Origin of the sequence: Alcaligenes sp. Me129, assembly GCF_050487245.1 — a bacterium.
In the GTDB taxonomy this organism is placed as follows: Bacteria; Pseudomonadota; Gammaproteobacteria; order Burkholderiales; family Burkholderiaceae_B; genus Alcaligenes; species Alcaligenes phenolicus.
In genome coordinates this window covers 261,572-279,141 of sequence record NZ_JBKQGX010000004.1, presented here as the reverse complement: position 1 = coordinate 279,141, position 17,570 = coordinate 261,572, and the positions used below count along the sequence as shown (strand labels likewise).

At 55.7% G+C, this 17,570-nt stretch carries 21 protein-coding genes; 12 read left to right on the top strand and 9 right to left on the bottom strand.

Going from position 1 to position 17,570, the window contains the following annotated elements; all coding sequences use genetic code 11:
* Positions 1-801, top strand: an 801-nt coding sequence (locus ACLPGZ_RS06795; protein WP_429641101.1) for an NAD(P)/FAD-dependent oxidoreductase, incomplete at its 5' end; no start/stop codon positions are given.
* 32 nt (positions 802-833) lie between these two features.
* Here ACLPGZ_RS06795 and smpB read toward each other — a convergent pair.
* Positions 834-1,298 carry an SsrA-binding protein SmpB gene (gene smpB, locus ACLPGZ_RS06790; RefSeq protein ID WP_003799781.1) on the bottom strand — a complete coding sequence of 155 codons (465 nt, stop codon included), beginning with the start codon at positions 1,296-1,298 and terminating at the stop codon, positions 834-836.
* 59 nt (positions 1,299-1,357) lie between these two features.
* Here smpB and ACLPGZ_RS06785 point away from each other — a divergent pair, with 59 nt between their 5' ends.
* From ACLPGZ_RS06785 to mmsB, 5 genes are all read left to right on the top strand, one after another.
* The gene (locus tag ACLPGZ_RS06785; protein ID WP_009454121.1) at positions 1,358-1,792 is read left to right on the top strand and encodes a type II toxin-antitoxin system RatA family toxin; all 435 of its coding nucleotides are present in this window, start codon (positions 1,358-1,360) and stop codon (positions 1,790-1,792) included.
* A complete protein-coding gene (locus ACLPGZ_RS06780; RefSeq protein ID WP_137430331.1) occupies positions 1,785-2,138 on the top strand; it encodes an RnfH family protein in 354 nt (117 codons plus the stop codon). The genes ACLPGZ_RS06785 and ACLPGZ_RS06780 overlap by 8 nt, the downstream gene beginning before the upstream one ends.
* Positions 2,139-2,287: 149 nt before the next feature.
* A complete protein-coding gene (locus ACLPGZ_RS06775) occupies positions 2,288-3,436 on the top strand; it encodes an acyl-CoA dehydrogenase family protein (RefSeq protein WP_021446562.1) in 1,149 nt (382 codons plus the stop codon).
* Positions 3,433-4,560 (top strand): enoyl-CoA hydratase/isomerase family protein, encoded by a 1,128-nt coding sequence (locus ACLPGZ_RS06770; RefSeq protein ID WP_115633726.1) that lies wholly within the window; start codon positions 3,433-3,435, stop codon positions 4,558-4,560. The genes ACLPGZ_RS06775 and ACLPGZ_RS06770 overlap by 4 nt, the downstream gene beginning before the upstream one ends.
* 58 nt (positions 4,561-4,618) lie before the next feature.
* Positions 4,619-5,515, top strand: coding sequence for a 3-hydroxyisobutyrate dehydrogenase (mmsB, locus tag ACLPGZ_RS06765; RefSeq protein WP_083053492.1), 897 nt, complete (start codon positions 4,619-4,621; stop codon positions 5,513-5,515).
* On the opposite strand, the gene ygfZ is transcribed toward mmsB, so the two are convergent.
* Positions 5,490-6,341, bottom strand: coding sequence for a CAF17-like 4Fe-4S cluster assembly/insertion protein YgfZ (gene ygfZ, locus ACLPGZ_RS06760; protein WP_239054279.1), 852 nt, complete (start codon positions 6,339-6,341; stop codon positions 5,490-5,492). The genes mmsB and ygfZ overlap by 26 nt on opposite strands.
* A gap of 269 nt (positions 6,342-6,610) precedes the next feature.
* Between ygfZ and mltG the strand changes: the two genes are divergently transcribed.
* Positions 6,611-7,618, top strand: a complete 1,008-nt coding sequence (gene mltG / locus ACLPGZ_RS06755; RefSeq protein ID WP_060185099.1) for an endolytic transglycosylase MltG — start codon at positions 6,611-6,613, stop codon at positions 7,616-7,618.
* Positions 7,619-7,705: 87 nt separating this feature from the next.
* On the opposite strand, the gene ACLPGZ_RS06750 is transcribed toward mltG, so the two are convergent.
* Positions 7,706-8,515 carry a deoxynucleotide monophosphate kinase family protein gene (locus ACLPGZ_RS06750; protein WP_239054278.1) on the bottom strand — a complete coding sequence of 270 codons (810 nt, stop codon included), beginning with the start codon at positions 8,513-8,515 and terminating at the stop codon, positions 7,706-7,708.
* A 136-nt stretch (positions 8,516-8,651) separates the two neighbouring features.
* Here ACLPGZ_RS06750 and holB point away from each other — a divergent pair, with 136 nt between their 5' ends.
* The 3 genes from holB to ACLPGZ_RS06735 all read left to right on the top strand — a co-directional run bounded on the left by holB (position 8,652) and on the right by ACLPGZ_RS06735 (position 11,734).
* Complete coding sequence (gene holB, locus ACLPGZ_RS06745; RefSeq protein WP_035271699.1) at positions 8,652-9,701, top strand: DNA polymerase III subunit delta'; 1,050 nt, start codon at positions 8,652-8,654, stop codon at positions 9,699-9,701.
* A 17-nt stretch (positions 9,702-9,718) separates the two neighbouring features.
* Entirely contained in the window at positions 9,719-10,489 is a 771-nt protein-coding gene (locus ACLPGZ_RS06740; protein ID WP_239054277.1) for a TatD family hydrolase, read from the top strand.
* Between the two features lie 348 nt (positions 10,490-10,837).
* Positions 10,838-11,734 carry an ankyrin repeat domain-containing protein gene (locus ACLPGZ_RS06735; protein ID WP_239054276.1) on the top strand — a complete coding sequence of 299 codons (897 nt, stop codon included), beginning with the start codon at positions 10,838-10,840 and terminating at the stop codon, positions 11,732-11,734.
* Positions 11,735-11,897: 163 nt separating this feature from the next.
* On the opposite strand, the gene ACLPGZ_RS06730 is transcribed toward ACLPGZ_RS06735, so the two are convergent.
* The 3 genes from ACLPGZ_RS06730 to ACLPGZ_RS06720 form a co-directional block, all read right to left on the bottom strand.
* Positions 11,898-12,737: a DUF2789 family protein gene (locus ACLPGZ_RS06730; RefSeq protein ID WP_343212353.1), complete on the bottom strand. Its 840-nt coding sequence runs from the start codon at positions 12,735-12,737 to the stop codon at positions 11,898-11,900.
* Between the two features lie 168 nt (positions 12,738-12,905).
* Entirely contained in the window at positions 12,906-13,697 is a 792-nt protein-coding gene (locus ACLPGZ_RS06725; RefSeq protein ID WP_239054275.1) for an RsiV family protein, read from the bottom strand.
* A 12-nt stretch (positions 13,698-13,709) separates the two neighbouring features.
* On the bottom strand, positions 13,710-14,408 hold the full coding sequence (locus tag ACLPGZ_RS06720; RefSeq protein WP_035271693.1) for a glutathione binding-like protein: 699 nt from the start codon (positions 14,406-14,408) through the stop codon (positions 13,710-13,712).
* A 122-nt stretch (positions 14,409-14,530) separates the two neighbouring features.
* On the opposite strand from ACLPGZ_RS06720, the gene arsC reads away from it, so the two are divergent.
* A complete protein-coding gene (gene arsC, locus ACLPGZ_RS06715) occupies positions 14,531-14,875 on the top strand; it encodes an arsenate reductase (glutaredoxin) (protein WP_035271689.1) in 345 nt (114 codons plus the stop codon).
* A 31-nt stretch (positions 14,876-14,906) separates the two neighbouring features.
* Here the strand turns inward: arsC and ACLPGZ_RS06710 are convergent, their stop codons facing one another.
* From ACLPGZ_RS06710 to ACLPGZ_RS06700, 3 genes are read right to left on the bottom strand one after another with little or no spacing between them, the layout of a single operon-like run.
* Entirely contained in the window at positions 14,907-15,479 is a 573-nt protein-coding gene (locus ACLPGZ_RS06710) for a YceI family protein (protein ID WP_009454094.1), read from the bottom strand.
* A 52-nt stretch (positions 15,480-15,531) separates the two neighbouring features.
* Positions 15,532-16,095, bottom strand: a complete 564-nt coding sequence (locus ACLPGZ_RS06705) for a YceI family protein (protein WP_250755709.1) — start codon at positions 16,093-16,095, stop codon at positions 15,532-15,534.
* Positions 16,092-16,661, bottom strand: coding sequence for a cytochrome b (locus ACLPGZ_RS06700; RefSeq protein WP_429641100.1), 570 nt, complete (start codon positions 16,659-16,661; stop codon positions 16,092-16,094). Before ACLPGZ_RS06700 ends, ACLPGZ_RS06705 begins: the two co-directional genes overlap by 4 nt.
* Positions 16,662-16,875: 214 nt before the next feature.
* Between ACLPGZ_RS06700 and ACLPGZ_RS06695 the strand changes: the two genes are divergently transcribed.
* A complete protein-coding gene (locus tag ACLPGZ_RS06695; protein WP_429641099.1) occupies positions 16,876-17,460 on the top strand; it encodes a hypothetical protein in 585 nt (194 codons plus the stop codon).
* Positions 17,461-17,570: the final 110 nt, after the last annotated feature.

Sequence of the window (17,570 nt, the reverse complement as noted above, 5' to 3'; positions counted from 1 at the left end):
CTGTACATCAATATTGTCGGGGGCGGGGCAACGGGGGTGGAACTGGCTGCCGAGTTGCTGGAAGCCCGTGCTGATTTAAGCATTTACAGCATTCCGGGCAGCAGTTCGGACCGCGAAGTGCGCATTACCTTGCTGGAAGGCGCCGATCGCATTCTGTCTGCTCTGCCGCCCAAGCTGTCCGCTACCGCTCAAAGTCTGCTGGAGCAGCGTGGCGTAGCGGTACGGACCTCGGTGCGGGTCAGCCGTCTGGCGGCGGACCACATCGAGGATGCGAACGGTGGTCAATATCCCAACGATTTGTGCGTTTGGGCGGCGGGGATTGAAGCCCCTGCCTTTTTGGGCCAGTTGGGTTTGCCCGTCAACCGCATCAATCAGCTGGTGCTGGATTCCTGTCTGTCCACACCCGATCCCTATATCTGGGCCTTGGGCGACTGCGCACAAGTGCCCTGGGACAAGGAAGGTCAGTTCCTGCCTGCACGTGCCCAGGTCGCGCACCAGCAAGCCAGTTACTTGCGCAAACGTCTGGCCGCTCGCATCCAGGGCAAGCCTGTGGATGAAGCACCCTTTGTCTATAAGGATTACGGCTCGCTGGTTTCCGTGGGCCACAGCCGTGGGGTAGGGAGCCTGATGGGGGTCTTGTCCGGCAAGAGCTGGTTTGTGGAAGGTTTGCTGGCTCGCATCATGTACATGAGTCTGCACCTGATGCACCACATGGCGATTTTAGGGGTTGCGCGAACGGCAACCTTGGCTTTGGGCCGCTTGCTCAGCAAACGGGCCGCCCCTCGTGTTAAATTACATTGAGATTTGGAACAAAACGGGCTTTTTAGCCCGTTTTATTCATTCGTCTTACGGCGGGTGTCGTGTTTCATCAAGCGTTCTTGTTCGCGCTTCCAGTCTTTGTCGCGGGAAACATCACGTTTATCGTGCAGTTTTTTACCGCGTCCCAGACCGAAGTCCAGCTTGATACGACCTTTCTTGTAGTGGAGGTTCAGGGGAACCAGGGCGTAACCACGTTGTTCAACCTTGCCGATCAGCTTGCTGATTTCTTCGGCTTTGAGCAGCAGTTTACGTGTACGAGTGGCATCGGGCCGGATATGAGTGGACGCTGTCGGCAAAGCGCTGACGTGCATCCCTAAAATAAACAGCTCGCCCTCGCGTACGATGACATAGCTTTCTTTGAGCTGAACATGCCCAGCTCGGATCGCCTTGACCTCCCAACCCTCCAAGACCAGACCGGCCTCAAAGCGCTCTTCGATAAAATATTCGTGGGTAGCCTTGCGATTATCAACAATACTCATGAATTAATTGCCAACCATAGATTGTAAAATCAGAACATTCTATCTATTAACCAGACCTGATGCATACAGTAAAACGCTCCGTCCTCCTTCCTTATAGCTGCGAACAGATGTTTGACCTGGTTGCAGAGGTGGAAAAATACCCTGAATTCATGCCGTGGTGTGGTGGCGCCAGTGTCAACCAGCGTGACGAAAAGGGGATGGAAGCCTCGGTTACCATCAGCATTGCGGGTATTCGTCAAACCTTCACCACACGTAACGAACACGATTATCCCAATCGTATTGTCTTGCGCCTGGTCAAAGGGCCCTTCTCGGCCTTGACGGGGGATTGGCAGTTTACTCCTTTGGGCGAAGACGGTTGCAAGATCGTGTTCACCATGGAGTACGAGTTCTCCAGCCGCGCGCTGGAAATGGTGGTCGGTCCCATCTTTAACCGCGTTGCCAACAGCTTTATCGATTCCTTCACCCGCCGTGCCCAAGAGGTCTACGGTGACTGAATTATCCGTCAGCGTCATTGTGGCTACCCAGGCGCAGGTCTGGAAAGCCGCCCTGCGTTTGCCTGCGGGCAGTTGTGTACGTGATGCCCTGTTAAAAGCTGGCATTGCCGAAGGCCTGCGTGAATGCGGCTTGCCGCCGCTGGACGACGAACAGGGACTGGACGGGCTGCACGTCGGTGTCTACGGCCAGCGCTGCCAGCTGGACCAACTCTTGCAGGATCAGGACCGGGTAGAAGTCTATCGCGAGCTGGTCTTTGACCCCATGGATTCCCGCCGTCGCCGTTATGCGCACAAGCTGGCCGCCCGCGCTGCCGCCAGACCCCGGCGCAAACCCGCCCGCGCCTAGTTCTTCTGCGCCTGATCATCAGGCCGCTACTTTCAGCTAGACTGTCGCCTCCTGCCTGGCACTGCCCCCTATGAAACGGCTGATTGTCATCAGCACGACAACTAAAGGGGGCGGCTCGCATTATGGTGGGTAAAAATAAGGAGACAGACATGATACTGACAGACGATCAGAACGCTTTTGCGCAAGCGGCTCGCGAGTTTGCACAAGGGGAACTGGCACCGCATGCGGCACGTTGGGATGAGGAACAGATTTTCCCGATCGAGGCGTTCCGTAAAGCCGGCGAGTTGGGTTTTTGCGGCTTGTATGCCCCGGAATCCATCGGCGGCCTGGGCCTGGGGCGTCTGGAGTCCAGCCTGGTGTTCGAAGAAATGGCGGCAGTTGATCCCTCGACCACCGCATTTCTGACTATCCACAATATGGTTACCTGGATGGTCGGCACCTGGGGTACGGACGAAGTCAAATCCCAATGGGGCGAGCTGCTGAGCAGCGGCCAGAAACTAGGCTCTTACTGTTTGACCGAACCGGGCGCAGGCTCGGATGCCGCCTCGCTGCGGACACGTGCCGAGCGTGATGGTGACGACTACCTGATCAGCGGCAGCAAAGCCTTTATCTCCGGTGCCGGAGACACGGACTTGTTGGTGGTTATGGCTCGTACCGGAGGGGATGGCGCAAAGGGGATTTCCGCTTTTGCCGTACCTGCCGATGCCGCCGGTATCACTTACGGCCGTAAAGAGTTGAAGATGGGCTGGAATAGCCAGTCCACACGGGGCATTACCTTTGAGCGCGTACGCGTTCCTGCCTCGGCCATGCTGGGCCAGGAGGGCGAGGGCTTCAAACTGGCCATGAAGGGCCTGGACGGTGGGCGCATCAATATTGCCTGCTGCTCGGTAGGAGCCGCCCAGGGTGCTTATGATGCTGCCCGTCAATATATGCAGGAGCGCCGCCAGTTCGGCAAGCATCTGGACCAGTTCCAGGCTCTGCAATTCAAGTTGTCCGACATTCTGACCAGCGTGGTTGCCGCCCGCCAAATGGTGCGCCTGGCCGCTTCGCACCTGGACGCCGGTAGCAGTCAGGCCAGCACCTACTGCGCCATGGCAAAGCGTATGGCCACGGATCTGGGTTTTCAGGCCTGCGTGGATGCACAACAGCTCTTTGGCGGTTATGGTTACCTGAAGGATTATCCTGTTGAGCGACTGGTGCGCGATACTCGGGTGCACCAGATTCTGGAAGGCACAAACGAGATCATGCGTGTCATCATTGCACGACAAATCATAGATCTTGGAGCTGATATTCGATGACGGATTCTGTTTTGTTTGATCGCCTGCCCGGCCAGAACGGCAAGGCGATTGGTGTTGCTACGCTGAACCGCCCGCAAGCCCTGAATGGGCTGAATTTGGAGATGTGCCAGCTGCTGTTCAAGCAGTTTCAGGAATGGGCGCAGGATTCCAGTATTGCCATGATCGTGTTGCATGGCGCCGGAGAAAAGGCCCTGTGTGCCGGGGGCGATCTGCATTCGCTGTATGCCTCCATGCAAAAGAACCAGGGTGGTTCGGCCTGGGATAACGAGTACGCCCGCGAATTCTTCGATGTGGAATACCGCCTGGATTATCTGATCCACACCTTCCCAAAACCTATCCTGTGCTGGGGTGACGGGATTGTAATGGGTGGGGGCGTGGGCTTGTTCAACGGCGCCAGCCATCGTGTGGTGACCGATACCACGCGTTTTGCCATGCCCGAGATCTCCATTGGCCTGTTCCCCGATGTGGGTGGCACCTGGATGCTATCACATCTGCCTGCGGGTATCGGCCATTTCCTGGCGCTGAGCGGCGCGCAAATCAACGCCTCGGATTGCTTGTTCCTGGGCTTGGCCGATGCCTACTTGCCACGGGTGCATTTCGATGCCTTGCTCAAGGCCTTGCAAGCCACGAACTGGTCTGATGAACGTGACGCTCGTGATAGCAGCGTGCATCAGGTCCTGCGTAGTCTGGCAGAGGGCGCTCGCCCCGATACCGGCCCGCTGGAGCAAAACTACGCCATGCTGCGTGATGTCTGCGCCAGTCGTGAGTTTGAACGCATTACACAGGCTCTGCAGCAGTGGCAGGACAGTGCCGACCCCTGGCTGTCCCGTGCCGCACAGACCTTCGCCAAAGGTGCTCCAGGTTCGGCTCGTTTGTCCTTTGAACTGCTGGAGCGTGTACACCACCTGTCTTTGGCTGATGTCTTCCGCCTGGAATACATTGTGTCGCTGCAATGTGGCGTACAGGGTGACTTCCAGGAAGGCATACGCGCACTGCTGATTGATAAAGACAAACAGCCACGCTGGAATCCGGCCTCGCTGGAACAGGCTGATGCCCGCTGGGTGGAACGTTTTTTTGTTCCCGCCTGGCCTGCAGAAACGACTCATCCCTTGGCTGACCTGTGATCCAGGCAGACCGCTGCGGCGCCTGACGGCGCCGTTTTCATAATGACGAGGAGACAAAATGAGTAACACGATTGCATTTATCGGGCTGGGCCATATGGGCAAACCCATGGCGCTGAATCTGCTCAAAGCCGGCCATAGCCTGAAGGTCTTTGACCTGAATGCAGATGCCATGAAGGAGCTGCAGGCAGCGGGGGCGCAAGTGGGCGAGTCGGCGGTGCAGATCGCCAAAGACGCGCAGATGGTCTTTACCATGCTGCCTGCTGGTCGCCACGTTCGTCAGGTTTACGAGGGCGAGAACGGCTTGTTGCAGGCCGTGGCCCCCGGCACAGTGCTGGTTGATTGCAGCACGATTGATGCTCAAACCAGCCAGGATCTGGCGGCCAAGGCGGCCAAGCTGGGTCTGTTGATGCTGGATGCGCCTGTTTCCGGTGGTACTGGTGGCGCAATGGCCGGCACCTTGACCTTTATGGTGGGGGGCGAGGATCCGGCGCTGGAAAAGGCGCGTCCTTACCTGGAAGCCATGGGCAAGAACATTTTTCATGCTGGTAAAGCCGGTGCGGGCCAGGTTGCCAAGATTTGCAACAATATGCTCTTGGGGATTTTGATGGCGGGTACCGCCGAGGCCCTGGCTCTGGGCGTTGCTCACGGTCTGGACCCGGCAGTGCTATCGTCCATCATGGCGCGCAGCTCCGGCCGTAACTGGGCGACCGAGCTGTACAACCCCTGGCCTGGCGTGATGCCGGATGTACCGGCTTCGCGTGATTATCAGGGTGGGTTTGCAACAGGTTTGATGCTGAAAGATCTGGGTTTGGCGGCCGATGCGGCCGTGAGCCAAAACAGTGCGACACCCTTAGGCGAACTGGCCCGTAACCTGTTCGCCTTGCATGCCGCACAGGGTCAGAATGCCGGGCTGGATTTCTCCAGCATTCTTAATTTGTACCGTCAGAAGAGCTAAGTTCTGGCAGAGCATAGGGCAGGGGCTGCAATTCCAGCGCCTGTCCTTGCTCCAGTTGAAACTGGCCTTGTTCCAGGTCCGCCAGTACCACTTCCATCAAGACATACAGACGCTGCTGCTCGGCTTGCCAGGCGCGGTTGATAATGCGCGCAGCCGCAACCGGCTCTGCGCCTTGCGAGACCAGGAGCACATCGGCGGCTTCTTGCACCTGTGGTGCCGTGTCCAGAATGGCGCTGCGGGCGGCCATCATGCGGCGCTTGATCGTGCCTCGATAGTGGCTGCGTGCTACCACTTCCTGGCCGGGATAGCAGCCCTTCTTGAAGTTGATGCCGTCGATCAGGTCCAGGTTCAGAGTCTGGGGAATGAACAGATCCTGCGTGTCGGCGCTGATCCAGGGCAAGCCCGCCAAAATATCTGCCGTTTCCCAACGACCCTCAGAAGCCGGAGCGTTCGTGTCCTGCTGGGGAGAAATCCGCCAGGAGCGATTCAAGCCGTCCAGCTCGCCGGGGGCTTGGATGAAGGTGTCGTCACCATCGCGCTGCAAATTCCAGACTGCTTGGGCAGCAGATTGATCTGCCACACCGTAAACCTGCAACTCGGCCAGACTGATCGTCACTTTGCTGCGCAGCACGAACATGCGCAGGCGCTTGATCAGGGCCTCGCTCAGGTCACGGCGCACCAGGGCATAGACGGTCTCGTCCTGTTCGCGCCACAAGACCATGGTCGCCAAACTGCGACCTTTGGCGGTGCAATAGGCCGCGATGCAGGCGCGGTCGGCTGCCAGATGCTCCAAATCATTGCTGACTTGAGCATGGAGAAAGGACACGGCATCGGCTCCCTGAAACTGGAGGACGCACAAATCAGGCAGGGCGAAAGAGGAGGGGGCTGGCATTCCGGTCATGGCTGAGCGAAAAAAATAAATTTAAACATCAATGATACCGTGTGTGAGGCCGGTTTCAGGGGCATATCCCCGCTGGGATCAGGGCATGAGCTGGATAGCGCAATCCGGTAGCGCGGGCCTGTCCCGGTTTCTGTGTTTGACTGTGACACATATTCAGGAATATGCCGCCTTATTCTGATTACAATAGCGCTCGCATGAAAAAAACTGTCAAGATCTTCTCTGCCCTGTTGGGCCTTCTGGTGGTCGTCGCCTGTGTGATAGCGGGTGGCGCCTGGTATTGGGCCAAGAAGCAGCCCGTGACGATGAGTGCTGAACGCATCGACTATGTGGTGCCTGCAGGCTCAGGCCCCCGTGCGATTGCACGCAGCATGCAGCAGGCCGGGATCGATATTCAGGAAGATGCTTTTGTCTGGATGGCGCGTCTCTCTGGCCTGGATACCTCCTTGCAAGCGGGGGCTTACGAGGCCGTGCGTGGTGATACGCCATGGATGGTGATGGAGCGCATGTCCAGCGGCAATATGCTGCAAACCCGCCTGACCATTCCTGAAGGCTGGACCTATCAACGCATTCGCGAGACGTTGGCGAGCAATCCCCAGGTTCGCCAAACCTTGAGTGATATCAGTGATGCAGACTTGCTGCAGCGTTTTGGCTTGGACGCTGTACATCCTGAAGGTCTGTTCTATCCCGATACCTACGTTTTTGTACCGGGTACGGCAGATGTGGATATCCTGCGGCGCGGGTTTCAGGCTCAGCAGGAACTGCTGGAGCAGCTATGGGCGGATCGGGATGCAGATTTGCCCTTGAAGACCCCGTATGAAGCCTTGATCATGGCTTCCATCGTGGAGCGTGAGACGGGCCACAGTCAGGATCGAGCGCGTGTAGCCGGGGTGTTCATGAACCGTTTGCGCGTAGGCATGCCATTGCAGACAGACCCAACGGTTATTTATGGCATGGGTTCAGCCTATGACGGCCGTATTCGCAAGCGCGATTTGACGACGGATACCCCTTGGAACACGTACACGCGCAATGGATTGCCTCCCACGCCGATAGCCAGTCCTGGCAAGGCTTCCTTGATGGCGACTTTGCATCCCGAAAAGCATAATTTCTATTATTTTGTATCGCGTGGCGATGGAACCAGCGAGTTCTCGACGAATCTGGCTGCACATAACCGGGCCGTCGCCAAATATATTCTGAAACGCTAAACCATTCAGGCCCTAACGGGGCCTGAATGGTTTTTGGGGGCGGTTTGGTGACACTTGTATGGCTGAGCGCTATCCAAGGCCAGGGAGTCAAAGCTTCAAGCCGTGCCGTTGCGTGAAGCCCGTCCACAAATCATGGACCTTGCTGGCCAGTTCTTCCAGGCCTGCGTCATTGCGAATCAGATAGTCCTGGGGGGCGCGTTCTACCCCCCATTCGGAAGAGTGCTGGCTGATCACTGGATTGCCAGGGCGTTCGATATGCCAGATCTCTCCACCATGTTCACGGATGAAATTGGCCTCGTTTTCGTAACGAATGTCTTTAATCAGCAGACAACGGGCCTGACTCATATCAGGAAGCTGGTGGCTGGGCAGGAACAGGGGCAAGGTTTGGCGACGCTGCTCGTAATCCGGGTATTCGGCCAGAACCTGATTGCGTAGATGTTCGGCCGCCTGACGCGGACTCAAACCCCAAAAGGCATCCACATGATCCGCCCGCTCATCATCCAGGTGCTCAGGCACCATGCCGTAAATCGCGGCCAGAGCCAGCGCCCAGACCGAGTAGTCCTGAATGCTCCTGGCAAGGGGGGAGCCCGGTCCAAACTCCAGCACATGTTGGGCGCGGCGTAGCCAATGATCGGGATCGCGCTGGCGCATCCAGTCTGTTCCCAGTAGCTGGAAACACTGTCTGGGGGAGCGCTGCCACAGGGCAATAGGCACTTCTTTCAGACTGTCGTCTGTCCAGGCCTGGGCCGGACCTAGGCCAAACAGCACTTCACAGCCCATTTTCACGGGGTCGGCCAAGGCATAGGCGGCCAATAGAGGGTTTTGTGCCAGTAGTAGATTGGCGACGGTATCTTTGCCTGAACGCGCTTTGGCGGCCAGCCCGATCAATAAGCTCACTTCATCATCCTTGGTAGTGGAGCAGGCATTTTACCGGTTCATATTACAATGTGCGCTGAGCTGTTCAAGCGGGGGCGATTGCCTGGTCTTTCCTGCGTGAATCAGGCCTTTTGATGTGCAACCTTGAGGCAATACGGTGTCTGATAGTTTGACTTTTCTACCTTGGCAAATCGCGACCGCCCAAAATTGGCTGGGCAATCAGGAGCGTTTTGCCCATGCCTGGCTGATCCACGGTCTGCCGGGCATCGGCAAGACGCAATTCGCCCGTGCGGCCGCCGCCAGTTTACTGTGCGACCAGCCGGTGCAGGGTCTGGCTTGTGGCCACTGTCAGGCCTGTCAGTGGGTGCGGGGGGGAAATCACCCGGACTTGCGCCTGCTGCGCCCGGATGCGGTTGCGCTGGAAGAGCAGGGGCCAGACACCCAGGAAGGGGACTTGGCCAAAGAGTCGGCTGCCCGCAAAAATCCTTCCCGGGAAATCCGGGTGGAGCAATTACGCCAGTTGCAGCACTGGTTCAATACGGCCACTCATAGAGGCGGGTGGCGAGTGGCGGTGCTCTATCCGGCTCAGGCTCTGAATCTGGTATCGGCCAATGCCTTGCTGAAGGTGCTGGAAGAACCTGCGGACCGCACGGTTTTTCTGCTGGTAGCCGATGCGCCAGATCGGCTGTTGCCTACACTGGTATCGCGTTGCCGCCGTTTGCCTTTGCCCGCACCTGATGCTCAGCAATCGGTGCAATGGCTGGAGCAACAAGGGGTGGATCAAGCCTCGGACTGGTTGGCTGCCTGGGGTGGTGCCCCACTAAAAGCGTTAAGCGCCAGCCAGGATATGAATGCGCCGTGCCCCGATTGGTTAAGCGTCTGGATGGATGGGGTATTGAAAGCAGGCCGTGAGGCGGATTTGTCCTTGGCCGATACGCTGGAAAAACTGCCTGCTCAAGAGTGGATTGACCATTGGCAACGCTTGTTTGTCGATATTCAGCTGGGTGGTTTTGCCCAACCGGCGCGTTACTATCCTTCCCTGCAAAAGCGCATTGATGCCTTGGCAGCCCAATCCAACACCACAGCGGTGACGGAAGCTCTGAAGTGGCTGGTGCAGCAAAAGCGGCTGGGGAATCATCCGCTCAATGCTAAATTGTTTATTCATCATGCCCTGGACCGTTTGCACCAGGCATGTCGTCGTGTTTAAAAAAGTACCGTCTAATCATGTTTGTTGATTCGCATTGCCATCTTAATTTCCCTGACCTTGCTGAAAATCTGGACGACATCCTGGACAAGATGCGCCAGAACCAGGTGGGCTGTGCGCTGGTGGTCAGCGTGGATATGGACGACTGGCCCGGTTTGATGGAGCTGGTGCGTCCCCACGGCCATTTGTTTGCCTCGGTTGGCGTGCATCCGGATTATGAGAAAGTCACCGAGCCTACCGTCCAGGAGCTGATCAAACATGCTCAAGATCCCAAAGTGGTGGCTATTGGCGAAACGGGTCTGGACTATTACCGCTTGCAAGAGCCCCTGGATTGGCAGCGTGAGCGTTTCCGCACCCACATCCGTGCCAGTCGCGAGTCGGGCCTGCCTTTGATCATCCATACTCGCTCGGCCAGTGAGGACACCATTGCCATCATGCGTGAAGAGCAGGCGCAGATTGCCGGGGGCGTGATGCACTGTTTCACTGAAACCTGGGAAGTGGCACAAGCGGCCTTGGATCTGAATTTCTACATTTCCTTCTCCGGGATTGTGACCTTCAAGAACGCTACCCAGCTGCAGGATGTGGCGCAACGCGTGCCGCTGGATCGTCTGCTGATCGAAACGGACTCGCCGTTTTTGGCTCCTGTGCCATATCGAGGCAAAACCAATAATCCTTCCCTGGTCATTCATGTGGCTGAGAAGATTGCGGAGCTTCGTGGGATATCGGTAAAGGAAGTTGAAGAGGCTAGCGCAGAGAATTTCTTCAAATTATTCAGTAAGGTACAGCTTTAAGTTAATCTCGTTTAGAGGTTCTGGTAAGGCTTTTGTGACTGTTTGAGCCAAGATTCAGGATCTTGCACAAGGGCGGTTTAAAGTTGATTTAAAACTTTAAGAAGATGATTTAACTAGTTGACTTTAAGAGTAAAAATAGAAATCTACTGGATTTTTCTGCCTTTTAGGCTTGGTTTAAATTCAATTGGAATGTTCAGTTTTTATTAATAATCAATGTGTTATTGATCATTCTTAAACCTGTTTGTAGTTAAATGCTTCTCGCCTGGATAGAGAGAAGCAACGCCTGAAGCGGCATCTATCTGTACTTTCATAACCTGATAAAGCACTTTATGAAAAGGATTTAATAGCATGATTTTTAAAAGAAAAATACCCAATAAAACCATCCTTTCCGTGGTGCTTCCTTTGGCTTTTCTGCTGTCAGCCCCTGTGTCGGCGCAGGAACCGGAGCTTGAGAGCCGAAATTGGTATTTGGCCCTGGAAAATGACCGACCCAACATCATCGAGCAGGAGTTCATCAAGGGGGCGAACCCCAACGCAGTCGATTCCAAGGGCAATCCTTCCTTGATGCTGGCGATCCGCAACAAGTCCTGGAAAGTGGTGGACACTTTGCTGGCTAACCGACAAACCAATGTGAACATCGAGAACGAGGCCCGCGAAACTCCCATGATGTATCTGGCCCTGATGGGGGAGACCGCTCGTTTGCGTGATCTGCAAGCACGAGGGGGGCAGGTGAATCGGGTGGGCTGGTCACCTTTGCACTATGCCGCTTCCAAAGGACATGAAGAGACGGTGCGCTATCTGCTGTCTCAGAAAGCGATTGTGAATGCACCTGCACCAGACGGAACCAGCCCCTTGATGATGGCGGCTTTGTCGGGCAAACGGGCGGTGGTGGATGTGCTATTGGCTGCCGGAGCGGATCCGAGTATGCAAAATGCCCAAGGTTTGAGTCCGGCAGACTGGGCGCGTTCAGCCAATCATGAACAATTGGCCAGTTATCTGGATCAAGCTGTCGCTCGTAAAGCGGCCGCTGCACCAGCCGCAGCGGGGACTCACTCCGGTGGAGCGGTACAGACTTATGGTGTGCCAGAGCGGGTAGAGCAGCCTGATCTGAATCGGGTGCAAACGGTGACGGTAGAGCCCGAGCCAGCTCCTGCAGAAGACAGCTCCAGTTCGAAACCTGCTTCGTCCAGCAGTACCAGTCGCTATTTTGACCTGGATCGTTTCGACAAGCCTGTACAGCCTTAAGTCTGGGGGCAGGATGTAAAAAGGAGCCTTGAGGGCTCCTTTTTTGTTACGGCAATAATCGGGAATGGTTGTAGTGATACTGACGTCCTGCACTGCTTTCGCAGCTGTGGTGACTCAGTATTTCTACAGGCAGGAAACCAAAACCCTTTTTATCTATTGCCGCTTAATTGCCCTTTTCTTGCGCCTTGGCCATATGGGAGGCATGCACAAAGGTCTGGAAACCTTGCAGGTAGTTGCTGAGCATTCTCTGGATATTCTCATCTTGCAGTTTGCCTTCCGCATCAAAGGAATTCTGCGCACGAGACACCAGCAACGAGCCGCCGCTGTACAGGGACACACCCAGCATTTTCAGCGTAGGTAACCAGGCTGCCTGGGAGGAGATCGTGCCAAAGCCCCCCATGGAAGCGCCAATCAGCCCGGTGATACGGCCCGAGAAGATGGCTTTCATGTCTGTGCGAGAGAGCCAGTCGATCCCGTTCTTGAACACACCGGGTACGCCATTGTTGTATTCCGGGGTAACCAGCAAGAGAGCATCGGCGTTCAGGATCTTTTCTTTCAAGGCCAGTACGGCTTCTGGAATGCCGTCCTTGTTTTCGAGATCGCCGTCATACAGGGGGATGCCGTGTAGGGTGGCGACTTCAATCGCCATGCCTTGGGGAGCCAGGGCTTGAGCGGCGTGTGCCAAAGCGGTGTTGAAGGAGCTTTGGCGCAGGCTGCCTGATAAAGCCAGAACGCGGCAAGGGCCGGACAGATTCACCACGCCAGTCGTTTGACGCAGGGCCTCGCTTAACTGGTCAATGATCTGGATCCATTCCGGGGAATCCTGGAGTCGTTTTTCCCGAATGAACTCGGCTTGAGACTCGTTCCAGAAGGGAGCGTCAGCCAGCAGTACGTCATTAGGCAAAGGGCGGTGTTTTTCCAGAAAGCTGGCAATCGCCTCGGGGGTGTTGGGCAGACCCAGTTGAGCAAACAGGTCGTGAAAGCGGAACAAGTTATCAGACATGGTGGTAGGGGAGCTTGGAAGAGGGGATGATCGGACGCTAAGGGCGGGCGCGGCTCCAGTATGTATGGCTAAAGGTGCCGGGCTTTGATTAGCGTACAAAAAAATTACTGTTTTTATTAACAGGCAGCCTGATATAGGCTGCCTGTCTATTTACGGTGACCCAAACGCCTAATTGGCGGGCAGGTAGTCAGGACGCAGAATGCCACGCAGTTCCGAATAGGGCAGCAATAGCTCTGGCTGACCGAAGGAATACGGGGCGACCTCGTACGGGTTGTACTTCACCAGCAAGCCCTGATCGGTCAGAGCAATGTTCTGGGCGGGCTGGAAGGGCCACATTCTGTCCCAACCGGCTCGGTCTTCACGTGCCTCACTCAGGCTGGAAACCCAGTTGTTGTGCGCCTGGCGTACCAGTTCCTGGAAAGGCTTGATCTTGCCGGGGGCAATAATGCGGTCCAGAGGTAAAGCGGTCTTCAGGCGATTGTCCCAGTTGATGAACTGGGTTGCTGTAATGCCGTGAGCTGCACCTGTCATGTAGATGCTCGAGCTTAGCTCTACGACCGTCAGATCCCGGTTCCGGTAGCGCGTACGGGCGGATAAATGCACTTCGTCACGATTATTGGCGGTAGCCCAGTAGTAGTTCTCGAATTCCTTCAAACCGCGATAGCCAGGATGGCGGTCAGAGATAACCGTCATATGAGCCAGGCTTTCATCGACCAGCTTGGTCAGCTCGGCATTGCCGGGGAAAATCAGAGATTTCACTTCCAGGCGCGGGCATTCACCGGTACAGCCTGGCTTGACGTGCTTGTAGTCCAAGGGCTGGGTAAAAACGCCATCTTTTTCAGTCTGATCCTGGGTTTGCGTAGGAATCAGGGAGATATTGCTGGGCGTGCTGGAACACGCAGACAGAGCCATGGCTGTCAGGCCAATAAGCAGCAGCTGATAGGGGCGCTGTAAGGTCATGGGATCGTAGTCCTATCGGATGGTTTTGGAATCTTGGCCAAAGAGGATTTGACGGGCCTTGTCGTCATGGACGGGCGAGCCGGGGTTGATCTGTTCGACCAAGGCATAGGCACGCTCAGTTGCGGGACGCGCACTAATACGCTCAAACCAACGCTTCAGATGCGGGAAGTCGTCCAGGTTCTGGCTTTGGCGCTGGTGGGAGACAATCCAGGGGTAGCTGGCCATATCGGCAATGGAGTAGTCCCCAGCAATAAAGTCGCGCTGCTCCAGATGTTTGTTCAGCACGCCGTAGAGACGGCCAGTCTCACGCACATAGCGGTCGATCGCGTACTCGATTTTGACGGGTGCATAGACATTGAAATGGTGGTTCTGGCCTGCCATGGGGCCCAGGCCACCCATCTGCCAGTACAGCCACTGCAAGGTTTCGGTACGCACTCGCAAATCGGTCGACAGGAACTGGCCGGTTTTTTCTGCCAGATATTGCAGAATGGCGCCGGACTCGAACAGGGAGATAGGTTCGCCACCGTCTTGCGGAGCCTGGTCCACAATGGCGGGAATGCGATTATTGGGGGCGATACGCAGGAATTCAGGTTTGAATTGATCGCCTTGGCCAATATTGATGGGGTGGATGGTGTAAGGCAGACCGGACTCTTCCAGAAACATCGTGACTTTATGTCCGTTGGGAGTGGTCCAGTAATACAGGTCGATCATGTGTTCTCCTGGCTAAGTGAAGACGCTGGCCTGTCTGCAGCAAGCTACCCAGATGACGTATCCGGCGGCGCTGGGCTACTATTGTTCGCCTGAATACGGTTTATAGGAAGTCAAAGACTGTCATGAGCAAAATCTATCATAATCCGCGCTGCAGCACTTCGCGTAATGCCCTGGCCATGATGCGTGAAAAAGGTCTGGAACCCGAGATCATCGAGTACCTGAAAACACCCTTGTCGCGCAGCGAACTCAAAACTCTGATTGCGGCAACGGGCTTGACGGTACGCGAGGCCATGCGCAGCAAAGAGGCTGTTTACAGCGAGCTGAACCTGGGTAATCCCGATCTGAGCGACGAGGACTTGCTGGCAGCGATTGAAGCTAATCCTGTTTTGTTGAACCGTCCTATCGTGGTGACAGAAAAAGGGACGCGTCTGGCGCGTCCCCTGGAAGTGGTTCAGGAAATCCTTTAAACAGACTTCCTGAGTAGCGAGTGCTTCGCTATTACTGGGCAATGGCTTCCAGCGCAATACGGATAGTGACTTCATCACCGACGTAAGGCACGTTGGCGGCCATGCCAAACTCGCTACGCTTGATCTCGATCTTGCCGTCCGCGCCCAGGGCGGGTTTGTTCATCATGGGGTGCTTGGGCATGGTCAGGAAGGACTCAATGGTCATGGTCACGGGCTTGGTAATGCCCTTGATGGTCAGGTCGCCCTTGGCGGACACAGGCTTGTCACCGTCGAACTGAATGTCCTTGGACACAAAAGTTGCTTCGGGGAACTGCTCGGTGTCGAAGTGATCCTTGCCCTGGATGTGTTCGTTGAACAGGGGAAAGCCGGTGCTGACCGAACGGGTGTCGACTTTCATGTCGATGCTGCCGGTCTTGGCTTCCTGGTCCAGGGTAACGGTGCCTTGTGCCTTGTCAAAGCGCTGGCTTTGCGTGCTCAGGCCCAGGTGCTTGTAGCTGAAGTGCACGAAGGTGTGGCTGGGTTCAACCTGATAGGTCACCGGCGCTGCCTGAGCGGCAAAAGCAAATAGAAAACTGGCGGACAGGGCAATCACTGGCTTGATCATGAGGGTGTAATCCTTGTTATGCAGGGAGAGAGAGGGGCGCTGATGCGTCTGCTTACTTGGCATCAATCTTGAAGTTGACGGTGATCTCGTTGGCCACGATGTCGTAGCTGGACCAGGAGCCTTCACCGATAGAAAAATCGCCACGCTTGATTTCAAAGGCACCGCTAAAAGTGGCTTTGTCGCCTTCGGGAGCCATGGTCGCCATGACAGTGACGGGTTGCTCACGGCCTTTGATCTGCAGCGTGCCTTGCACTTCATATTGCTGGTCGCTGACAGCGCGGAAACTCTTGGAGCTGAAAACGGCCTGGGGATGCGCGTCAATATCGAACCAGCGCACATCCTGCAATTCATCATCGGCTTCTTCTGAGCCGGTATCAACGCTATCCAGGGCGACCTTCAAGACCACCTTGGACTGATCCAGGGCGTCGGGGTTGAAGTTCAGTTCGCCTTCAAATTTACGGAACTGACCATCCAGCTTCACACCCATCTGGGAATACTGAAAGCCGATTTCGCTATTTTGGGTGTCCAGAGCCTGGTAGTTCTTGGCGTTGACGGCCAGACTGGTGCCCAGGCCCAGAGAGCCGATCAGCAGGGACACGAAGACAGATTTTTTCATGATTTGGCTTTGCCTAAAGTAAAGGTGATGCGGCCAAGCAAGCCGTCACGGTCTATGAACTGATGCTTCAAGGCCGCCAGAACATGCAGGCTGACCATGGCAATCAGGGCGTAATTCAAAAAGATGTGGACTTGGACCAGCAGCTCGCCCAAAGGTTTATCTTTGGAAACCAGATCGGGCAGGGGGATCACGCCAAACCACACTGTCTGAAAGCCTTTGGCAGAACTCATCAGCCAGCCTGTCAGGGGAATACCAATCATCAACAGGTACAACGCGGCATGACCACAGTGGGCCAGAGCCCGGCTGAAAACACACATGCCAGGGGGCAGAGCAGGGGGGCGGTTGAACAAACGCCAGAGCAGGCGCAGGATCACCAGTACCAGCAAGGAAATACCGGCCCATTTGTGCCAGGAATAGACTTGTAGTTTCAAAGGGGACAGGGGCAAGGTTTTCATGGTGTAGCCCACGGTCACCAGGGCGGTCAGGGCCAGTGCCATCAGCCAATGCAAGATGCGTGCGACTCGGGTGTAGCGTTGGCGATTCACTGGAACAGGGGTGATGCTCATTGATAATGCCTTTCATTTACGAAGCCAAGAAACTTTAACCTGTTTGTAAGCATCGTAAAAGACCAGATTTTGCAATGCAGTAATGCAATATTGAGGGGTATTGGTCGTGCGCTCTTGCAATATGACTATTTTCTTGCAGCGTGTGACAAGGCTTTCAGGGTGGGGTGGGGGCGGGCTAAACTCTTTTTTTCAGCTCGCAAGCAAGGAAGTCTCTATGTGGAAAACAGCGTTGGTCGTCGTGGTAGCCGGTTTGTTGGCAGGATGCCAGGACTCGAAAAAGGCCAATGAGGAAAATTTCAGCACGGCAATCCAGAGCTATCTGGATACGCGAGACGGCTTGTGTGTAGGAGTGCCTGGACGTGTGTATCCCTATCAGGCCGAGCACGACTCCCCCTTGATTGTGGAAGATCGAGCTCGTCTGGCTGCCTTGGCCAAGGTAGGTTTGTTGCGTCAGGTAGGAAAGGAAGAGGCACCGCGCTACGAGCTGGATGCCAATGCAGACACCTATTTGCGTCGTTCCAGCTCCGAACAGTCGCAGGGCGAGCATGATGCATTTTGTACAGGCCGCCTGGTTCTGGACCGTATCAATTACTTTACCGAACCGGCCAGCGCAGGCGGGTTTACCGTCAGTCAGGTGAGTTATGTCTATCATCTGGCCGATGCGGCGGGCTGGATCAAAGATAGCGCGGTTCAGGATACCTACGAGGATCTGCGCGCGTTGATGGCCCAGGAAGTCGAGGGGCAGGCACGAATGATTCTGACCAATAAGGGCTGGGTTCATCAGAATCTGTACAGATAGCCCGGTTCAATAGTGCAGCTTTGCATGATTGAGAGCTTGGGACGCAAGCAGCGAACTGTGCTTGGCAAGTAGCCGTAACGATGCGGCCGTTGTCACTTGTATTGATGCCA